Here is a 1264-nt window from a genome sequence, read left to right as displayed (position 1 = left end):
AATCCAACGCGCCGTTTTGAGTAGCGCGCCGAAAAGCAGAAAAACGAGTATCAATATGGCTACGGCGCGCATGCGGGGCCACGACCGCGCGTAAGAACGGGCTATGACTGCCGCTTTATGGATTTGCGCAAACCGTTTGGCGTAGGCCGCAAACCAGAAGGCCAGCCCGGCCAGGGCCAGCCAGAAGAGCGGGTGGGTGGGAATGTGTAAGCAAGTGACAAGGAGCACGACGGCCCCTAAACTGGGCCACCCCACCGCATAAAGCAAGAACACGCTCATGCCGCCAGCAAAGTTGAATCGATAAACCAAGGGTGAGAGGTAGGACGAGAGCACGAGCAACGCATTCATAGCCCAGTGATAGGCTCCTTCAACTGAATGGCCGCGTTTACCTTCGGACCGTTTCGCTAAACAGATTTTCAGACAACCAGAACAATGCAAAGTTTGACCGAATCCTTTATGATGCAGTGCCGGGAGAACTTTTCACGAGGCATTACGCCCTCTGGTCCCGGCGCAGAAACCGCGAAACAAGCCCTTGTGGCCCTGTTTCGCAGCCTCACTGTGGCCGACCAAATCGAAACATTTGTAGGCTTTTTACAAGAATACCATTATTACATCAATCTGTGGGCCGCTCATCTGCTCGTTGAACACTATCGCCCCGATGAGCCAACCCGACAGCTGTGTATGGAAACGATTGAAAGGCATACTATAGTCACGCTAAATCCAAAGGTGGCACAGGAGGAGCTAGAGTGGTTGAGGGGTCAGGTCCAATCTTAAACGCTCCTTTAACTGAATGGCCGCGTTTACCTTCGGACCGTTTTCCTAAACGGAGGTGCTATCCCACATTGCCTGCGCTTGGCGGTGCTCCGGGGGCTGGTGCCTACCTTGCCGGCCCGGATTTCCCCTCCTCCCCCGCCATGATTCTTGGCAAACTGTTGCTCGCGGCGTTCCTCGTGACGTTCAATTTTTACGCCGCCCGTTCCCTCGGGAAGGCCGAAACGTTCGGCCTGGCGGCCTGGCGGTTCCTGCTCCTGTTGGGGGCCTTGCTGGCGTTGAGCTTCGTGCTGGCCCAGACCCCGCTGGCGCTGTATGCCGAGCTGGCCGTAACCAGCTTTGGCCTGATGATCTTCGTTCTCCTCCTCACCTCCACGTTTATGACCCCCTCCTACGCCACGCTTCCGCCGCGCCTCGCGCCGCAAGCGCGGCGGTGGTACGCGCTTTTTGTGCTGGTCGGCATCCCCAGCCTGGGCTCCTTTTTGCAACTCCT

The 1264-nt window shown here is 57.0% G+C and carries 3 protein-coding genes; 2 read left to right on the top strand and 1 reads right to left on the bottom strand.

Annotated elements, in window-relative coordinates:
• The coding region (locus tag ACP7AJ_RS21255; RefSeq protein WP_426062241.1) for a hypothetical protein at positions 1-348 on the bottom strand (348 nt) is incomplete at its 3' end.
• Between the two features lie 84 nt (positions 349-432).
• On the opposite strand from ACP7AJ_RS21255, the gene ACP7AJ_RS21250 reads away from it, so the two are divergent.
• Both ACP7AJ_RS21250 and ACP7AJ_RS21245 read left to right on the top strand, forming a co-directional pair.
• Complete coding sequence (locus tag ACP7AJ_RS21250) at positions 433-774, top strand: hypothetical protein (protein ID WP_426062240.1); 342 nt, start codon at positions 433-435, stop codon at positions 772-774.
• Between the two features lie 140 nt (positions 775-914).
• A partial coding sequence (locus tag ACP7AJ_RS21245) for a hypothetical protein (protein WP_426062239.1) occupies positions 915-1264 on the top strand: 350 nt, incomplete at its 3' end.

This window comes from Hymenobacter sp. B1770, from assembly GCF_049896385.1.
Taxonomy (GTDB): domain Bacteria; phylum Bacteroidota; class Bacteroidia; order Cytophagales; family Hymenobacteraceae; genus Hymenobacter.
The sequence above is the reverse complement of the archived record's forward strand: the minus strand, read 5'-3'. Positions and strand labels throughout refer to the sequence as shown.

Bases quoted from the DNA above. Each gene is read 5' to 3' on its own strand.
- ACP7AJ_RS21250 (WP_426062240.1), top strand. From the start codon at position 433: ATGCAAAGTTTGACCGAATCCTTTATGATGCAGTGCCGGGAGAACTTT.